The organism is Paracraurococcus lichenis (assembly GCF_030657435.1).
GTDB classification, from domain to species: domain Bacteria; phylum Pseudomonadota; class Alphaproteobacteria; order Acetobacterales; family Acetobacteraceae; genus Paracraurococcus; species Paracraurococcus lichenis.
The window spans coordinates 1-217 of the sequence record NZ_JAUTWS010000629.1 but is presented as its reverse complement, the minus strand read 5'-3'; the positions used below and the strand labels follow the sequence as shown (position 1 = coordinate 217).

Below are 217 nucleotides of genomic sequence, written 5' to 3'. Positions count from 1 at the left end.
CAGCACCAGCCCGCTCGCGTCCCAGTGCACGATCTTGACCTTGTCGCCACGTTTGGGCCGGAACACCAGCACCACCCCCGAGTAGGGGTTCTCGCCCAGCATCTCGGCTGCCAAGGCCGCCAGGGCGTGCGCCCCGCGGCGGAAGTCAACAGGCTTGGTCGCCAGCAGAACGCGGGCATCGGCTGGCAAGGCAATCATCCCTCCAGCGCCGCAGCCA

1 protein-coding gene is annotated in these 217 nt (G+C 68.7%); it reads right to left on the bottom strand.

From position 1 onward, the window contains the following. On the bottom strand, positions 1–189 hold a 189-nt coding region (gene tnpB, locus Q7A36_RS41505), incomplete at its 3' end, for an IS66 family insertion sequence element accessory protein TnpB (RefSeq protein ID WP_305109578.1). Positions 190–217 lie beyond the last annotated feature (28 nt).